5 protein-coding genes are annotated in these 6,561 nt (G+C 39.9%); 4 read left to right on the forward strand and 1 reads right to left on the reverse strand.

The features are described 5' to 3' along the window. The first annotated feature begins 186 nt into the window (after nt 1-186). The 4 genes from ACN4EE_RS21570 (at nt 187) to ACN4EE_RS21585 (ending at nt 6,362) form a co-directional block, all read left to right on the forward strand. The gene (locus tag ACN4EE_RS21570) at nt 187-3,270 is read left to right on the forward strand and encodes an efflux RND transporter permease subunit (RefSeq protein ID WP_431708572.1); all 3,084 of its coding nucleotides are present in this window, start codon (nt 187-189) and stop codon (nt 3,268-3,270) included. Between the two features lie 144 nt (nt 3,271-3,414). Next, nucleotides 3,415-4,464, forward strand: coding sequence for an AI-2E family transporter (locus ACN4EE_RS21575; RefSeq protein WP_431708573.1), 1,050 nt, complete (start codon nt 3,415-3,417; stop codon nt 4,462-4,464). A gap of 102 nt (nt 4,465-4,566) precedes the next feature. Then, complete coding sequence (locus tag ACN4EE_RS21580; RefSeq protein WP_431708574.1) at nt 4,567-5,337, forward strand: DUF2092 domain-containing protein; 771 nt, start codon at nt 4,567-4,569, stop codon at nt 5,335-5,337. A gap of 74 nt (nt 5,338-5,411) precedes the next feature. After that, on the forward strand, nt 5,412-6,362 hold the full coding sequence (locus ACN4EE_RS21585) for a DUF6515 family protein (RefSeq protein ID WP_431708575.1): 951 nt from the start codon (nt 5,412-5,414) through the stop codon (nt 6,360-6,362). Between the two features lie 91 nt (nt 6,363-6,453). Here ACN4EE_RS21585 and ACN4EE_RS21590 read toward each other — a convergent pair. Next, nucleotides 6,454-6,561, reverse strand: a 108-nt coding sequence (locus tag ACN4EE_RS21590; protein WP_431708576.1) for an ATP-dependent Clp protease proteolytic subunit, incomplete at its 5' end; no start/stop codon positions are given.

Genomic DNA, 6,561 nt, shown 5'->3' on the forward strand with positions numbered 1-6,561 from the left:
TTTGCTTTTAAAACTTGTTATTATTTATAAAAAAATATGTCTGATCTTATTAGTTTCGATCGAGGTTTGGGGTAAATCTATTTTAAATGAGCATTTCTAGCACTTTTATTAAACGACCAGTATTAGCAACGGTTTGTTCGTTAGTCATCATTTTAGCAGGGGGGGATAGCATTTCCTCTCTTGCCTGTGGCGAAATTACCCCAACTTGCACCCACTCAGGTAAAAGTAACAGCTACTTATAATGGTGCAGACGCTAAAACCGCCGAGGATACCGTTACCACCATCATCGAACGAGAAATCAACGGGGTGGAGAACATGAAGTACATGAGTTCTAACACCAGTAATGACGGGGTAACGAATATTACTGTTGCTTTTCCCACAGACATCGATCGAAATCAGGCACAAGTTAACGTCCAGAATAGAGTATCTTTAGCTGAACCTCGATTACCAGATTCGGTAAAACAAACGGGGGTAAAAGTGGATAAAGCATCCCCCAATATTCTCCTTGCCTATGGCTTTTATGCCGATAAAGATGAGCAAGGAAAACCCATCTATGATCCCGTATTTATCAGTAATTACGTTGATTTATTTGTCACGGACGAAATTAAGCGTATTTTTGGGGTAGGTTCAATTACCGTCTTTGGAGAGCGTAAATATGCCATGCGTATCTGGCTCGATCCCTACAAACTCGCCGCTCGTAATCTCTCCGCTAATGAAGTGGTAAGGGCGATCGAAACTCAAAACTTACAAGTTGGAGCAGGACGTATTGGACAAGAACCCTCTTTACCTGAGCAACAATTTGAGATTCCCTTGCGTAGTTCAGGACGCTTCAAAACCCCCGAAGAAGCAGGAGAAGTAGTCATTAAAACGGGAGATAACGGCACATTAATTAGACTTAAAGATGTTGCTACTATCGAATTAGGGGCTGAAAACTACGATTTAGAAGCAAAATTCAATGGTGAACCAGCCATCGGTTTTGCGGTGTATCAGCTACCCGGTACTAATGCCCTTGCCACAGGAGAAGCCATTAAGGCAAAAATAGCGGAGTTAGAGGCGAACTTCCCCCCCGGTTTAAAAGTTGATGTGGCTTTTGATACCACGGATTTTGTTAACGTTGCCATTGCGGATGTAAAAGATAATACGATCGAGGCGATTCTTTACGCCATTATTACCATTATGATTTTTTTACAGAATTGGCGTTTAGCGATTATTCCAGCTATTGCCATGCCTGTAGCCATGATTGGTACATTATCAGCAGTATTGATATTTGGTTTAGAGTTGAATCTTTTAACCCTTTTCGGGATTATTTTGGCGATCGGTACTGTCACCGATGATGCGGTGGTAATTGTGGAAGCCATACAAGTAAAAATGTCTCAGGGAATGCGCCCTTTACAAGCCTCCCTCGATGCGATGGAAGAATTAGGAGGAGCGGTGTTAGCTTCTTCCTTAACCCAATTAGCGGTATTTATTCCCGTGCTTTTCTTCCCGGGTACAACAGGCATTGTTTATCGACAATTTGCCGTCACATTATCGGCGGCGATCATCTTTTCTACTTTTAACGCCCTTACCCTTTCTCCGACTCTTTCATCCTTGATCTTACGCCCTAGGGGTTCTAATCCTGATGGTATTGATAAAATCATCAATTTTCTTTTTGGTTGGTTTTTCCGCCTGTTTAATATTGTTTTTGGTTGGATTGAAACCGCCTATGGAAACTTTATTAATGCCCTTACTAACGTCAAATCTCTGATTATGATTATTTTTGTCGGTGGTTTAGTTGCGACTGCTTTCATGTACACTGTCATACCGTCAGGGTTTATTCCCGAAGAAGATCAAGGGTACTTTTTTATTATCGGAAATTCTCCCCCTAATACTTCCCTTAACTATACTCGTGAGGAAGTGGATAAGGTGAACGGAATTTTAGAAGAAATACCAGAGGTTAAAGGTTATCTAGGCATTGCAGGAACAAGTTTTGATGGTAATAACTACAATAAATATCTCTTTTTTGGACGTTTAACACCTTGGGAAGAGCGCCCCACTTCTGAGCAATCCGCCTTTGGTGTTTTACGCAAACTTAACCAAGAGTTAAGGGCAAAAATGACAAACTCAAGAGCCGTAGCGGTTAATGCTCCAGCCGTTGATGGTTTAAGTGCTACGGGAGGAATTGAGTTGCAGTTACAAAACCGTGCAGGTTTACCTATGGAAAATATGATCGAAGGGGCGCAAAAATACTTAGCGACTGCTAGTGAAAGACCAGAATTACAGGGTGTTTTTACTCAATTTACGTTCTATACAGATCAACAACAAATCGATCTCAATCGAGATATGATTAACGCTTTGAATGTGGATGTGTCAGAAGTTTTAAACACTTTACAAACCTATGTCGGTTCTCGCTATGTTAACGATTTCGTTTTTGCTAATCGATCGTACCGTGTTTATGCCCAAGTTGAACCCGAATTTCGATCGAATCCTAACGATATTAAGACTTTATACGTTAAATCGAGGGATGGACAACTCATTGCCCTTGAAGACTTAATCAATGTACAAGACATTAATTATCCTCCGACTCTTACCCACTATAACGTTTATTCTTCCATCAAAATTCAAGCGTCTCCTGCGGGTGGTTTTAGTTCAGGTCAAGCTATCAAAGTAATGGAAGAAGTGGCAAAAGAAGTTTTACCCAATGGTATTGGTTATGAGTGGACGGGTAGTGCTTTAGAAGAATTATCCGCAGGTAATGCCACCATTTTGATTTTCGGTTTAGGTTTTGTCTTGGTTTTCCTTGTTTTAGCCGCCCAATATGAAAGCTATATCGATCCCACTATCATTATGTTAACTGTACCTCTTTCTACTTTAGGGGCGTTGGTTGCCATCTGGTTGCGATCGAATATGCAATTAGGGGGCTTTTTCCCCATTATCAGTAATGATATTTATGCTCAGGTAGGTTTACTTATGTTAATCGGTATGGCATCGAAAAACGCCATTCTCATTGTGGAACAAGCTAACTTGAATGTGGATCTTGGTTTTGATTTTACCAAAGCTGCGATCGAATCTGCAAAATCTCGTTTTCGTCCAATTATGATGACTTCTCTATCGGGGATTGTGGGTTATATTCCCTTGATGACGGCTTCTGGTGCAGGGGCGTTAAGTCGTTGGTCGATCGGTACTGTTAGTTTCGGTGGTTACTTAGTGGCTACAATTTTAAGTTTAGTTATTGCCCCCATTTTGTATATTGTCATTAAAACCTTTGAAAAGAAAGTCCTAGATAGTTAAACCTATGGAAAAAATAAAAACTATAATTACGAAAGTAAAAATTGATAGAACCATTACCCCACAAAGAAATAAATTTCTTTGCTCATAGCTTAACTCTACTAAAGTGAGTTAATTCAAAAATAACCCCTAAGTATCGATAAATTTATGCAGAATAATTCTCAACTTATCAATACAATTATTCGTTTTTTCGTCATTGGCTTATTATTAGTTTGGTCTTTTATTCTCATTCGCCCGTTTATCATCATTATCCTTTGGGCAACGGTCATGGCGATCGCACTTTTTCCAGTATTTCTGAAGCTAAAAACCTTATTAGGCGGAAAGGACAAATTATCGGCGACAATTCTTGCTTTAGTTGGTATTGCCATTATTTTAGGACCTGTTAGCATTATTGCAACAGTTCTATTTCATAATGCTCAAACTATAATCGAAGGTATTGAGACTGGTACTTTAGCGATACCTCCTCCCCCTTCTAACATTGACGATATACCAATCATTGGTAAATCCTTAAGCAATATTTGGCAACTAGCCTCAGTAAATCTGGAAGGATTAATCAGTCAATTCAATGCTCAAATCGTGAAATTTTCTAAAACCCTTTTATTACAGGCAACCAATGTTAGTTTAATTTTACTGAAATTTATTATTTCGATCGTAATTGCAGTGATATTAACCCTAAATGCTCAAAGTCTTAATCAAAAAGTAGCTTTATTTATTTCACGGTTAGCACCCACCAAAGGAGAAGAATTTATCCAACTGGCAACCATTACCATCCGTAGTGTGGTTCGTGGAGTGTTAGGGGTGGCGATTATCCAAACTTTGTTAGTTGCCTTTGGGTTGATTGTCGCTAAAATTCCGGGCGCTGGGATATTAACTGTTTTATGTTTATTCCTAAGTATTATGCAAATTGGACCGGGCTTGATTGCTTTAGGTTCGATCGTCTTTGCTTGGACAACCATGAATCCTTTAGGGGCTTTACTTTTCACCGCTTGGATGATTCTGGCTACTCTCATTGACAATGTACTCAAACCGATTTTAATGGGAAAAGGGCTACCCGTGCCGATCGTCGTCATTTTATTAGGGGTAATTGGGGGTACGATCGCCCACGGCATTCTGGGTTTATTTGTAGGTCCTGTAATCTTAATTCTTGTTTATGAGTTAATAGGAGCATGGCTCAAGGAAGAAGTCAACACTACATAGCTCAATGCCCACCAAAACTTCAAAATATTTTGATGGTGGGCGGTGCATCGCACTACAAATAATCATCAAAAATTCATTTTTCCTAATTACAATGTCAAACTTATGAATTATTTACGCTTTTTACTAACCTTAACTTTCTGTCTAACTTCTAGCTTAGGATTTGTGCCAAAAATACAAGCTCAAAATAATCCTAGTACCGCAACGGAAGAAACACCACTAACAACAGAAGAATTATTAACTCAAGTCTGCGATTTTCTCAAGAGTCAACAATCCTTGACTGTCGAAATGGATATTACCTATGACAATGTTCTCTCATCAGGCACAAAAGTACAGTATAGCGGTTACAAAATAGTTTCTCTACAAAGACCAAATATGCTAAAGGTTGAAACCATAGCAGATCAAGGAAACAGAAATTTTTATTATGATGGTAAAACTATTACTTTGTTTTCTCCCGATGCGAAGGTTTTTGCTACCAAAGAAGCACCCGTCAACATTGATGAAATGGTGAACACCATTGAGGAAAAGTTGGGCTTTACAATCCCTATGGCTAATTTATTTACCAGTGATCCTTGTGCTATCCTAGATGATATAGCAGAAGACCCTTTATATATTGGCAGTAACTTAGTTAATCGAGAGGAAACAGATCAAATACTAATTGTCACAGAAGATTGGGATGGACAACTGTGGATTAGTCAAGATGAACCTCCTTTAGTCAAAAAGGCGATCGTCACCTATAAAAATTTACCCAACGCGCCTCAATATACGGTGTTATTTTCTAATTGGAACTTTAAACCCTCCTTTGCTCCCGATACCTTTACCTTTACCCCCGCCCAAGATAACTTCAAAGTGCAAATATTGCCTTCTGAACCGTAAAACAGGCATCTTGCCTGTCCATTAAAAAGGGCTAAAGCCCTCACTACAAGCATTATATTTACAGGAGTAAAACCATGAAACTATCCCATAAACCTTTTATTTTGACCATTACCATCTTATTCAGCATCTTTACCATCTTATCCGATGTTGCCTATGCAGGACGTGGCGGAGGACGTGGCGGAGGAGGGCGTGGTGGTGGAGCTAGAACTAGCAGTGTCCAACGCTCAGGAGGTTCGAGAAGTGCAGGTTCGAGAAGTACAAGTTCAAGAAGTTCTAGTTCGAGAAGTTCCAGAGGAGGAGGTGCTTCTCCCAGAGTCAGTAGCGGTACTAGCTTAGGAAACCGAGGAAGTATGAGTAATTCTTCTAGTCGTCAAAGTAGTCGTAGTAATGCTCAAAGTAGCCGTCAAACTAATCGAAATGAGGCAAGAGGCGATCGACAAAACAATGCGACAAATCGTCAGGATAATCGTCAGACTAATCAAGGTAATCGTCAAGATAACAGAGGAGATCGAACCGCTAACCGTCAAGACAATGTCAACAACCGTCAGGATAACAGAACCGATCGTACTGATACTCGTCAAAACAACAGAACCGATCGTCAAGGAAACCGTCAAGACGGCATGACAAATCGTCAAGATAACCGTCAAGATTTTGTCAATGATAATTGGTATGGTGGCGGATGGTACGGTGGAGGCTATTATACTCCTCCAGGATGGGGCGCGTGGGCTGGATTAGCTGGATTAACTACTGGATTGATTATCGGTGCTAGTGTGAATACTCCACCTCCCTACTATGATACTGTCTATGTTGGCTCTAGTAGTTATATTTACTCCGATGGAGTGTATATGCAACCCGTTAACGATAGTTATGTAGTGGTTTCACCACCTGCTGGTGTTGTGGTTAACTATCTTCCCGATGGATGTACAGTGATTCAAGATGGTGATTTTCAATATTATGACTGTGAAGGGATTTATTATGAAACCGTTTATCAAAATGGGGTAACGGTTTATCGAGTCATAGAATAATAAAGACCAAAAGGCGGACGTAAGTCCGTCTTGAGGCGTTAACTTATGAATGATGAACCCCTTGCTATAACTTAGGTTAGCGTTGGATAGTTCACACTCTATCTTCGATGACTTTATCGATTAATCCATATTCAAGAGCTTCTTGAGCGGACATAAAGTAATCTCGATCGGTATCTTTAGCGATTTTTTCAATGGGTTG

The organism is Geminocystis sp. CENA526 (genome assembly GCF_050753365.1).
GTDB lineage: Bacteria > Cyanobacteriota > Cyanobacteriia > Cyanobacteriales > Cyanobacteriaceae > Geminocystis.

Excerpts from the sequence above, each read along its gene's own strand:
- ACN4EE_RS21575 (WP_431708573.1), top strand. The coding sequence starts at position 3,415 with ATGCAGAATAATTCTCAACTTATCAATACAATTATTCGTTTTTTCGTC.
- ACN4EE_RS21580 (WP_431708574.1), top strand. The coding sequence starts at position 4,567 with ATGAATTATTTACGCTTTTTACTAACCTTAACTTTCTGTCTAACTTCT.
- ACN4EE_RS21585 (WP_431708575.1), top strand. The coding sequence starts at position 5,412 with ATGAAACTATCCCATAAACCTTTTATTTTGACCATTACCATCTTATTC.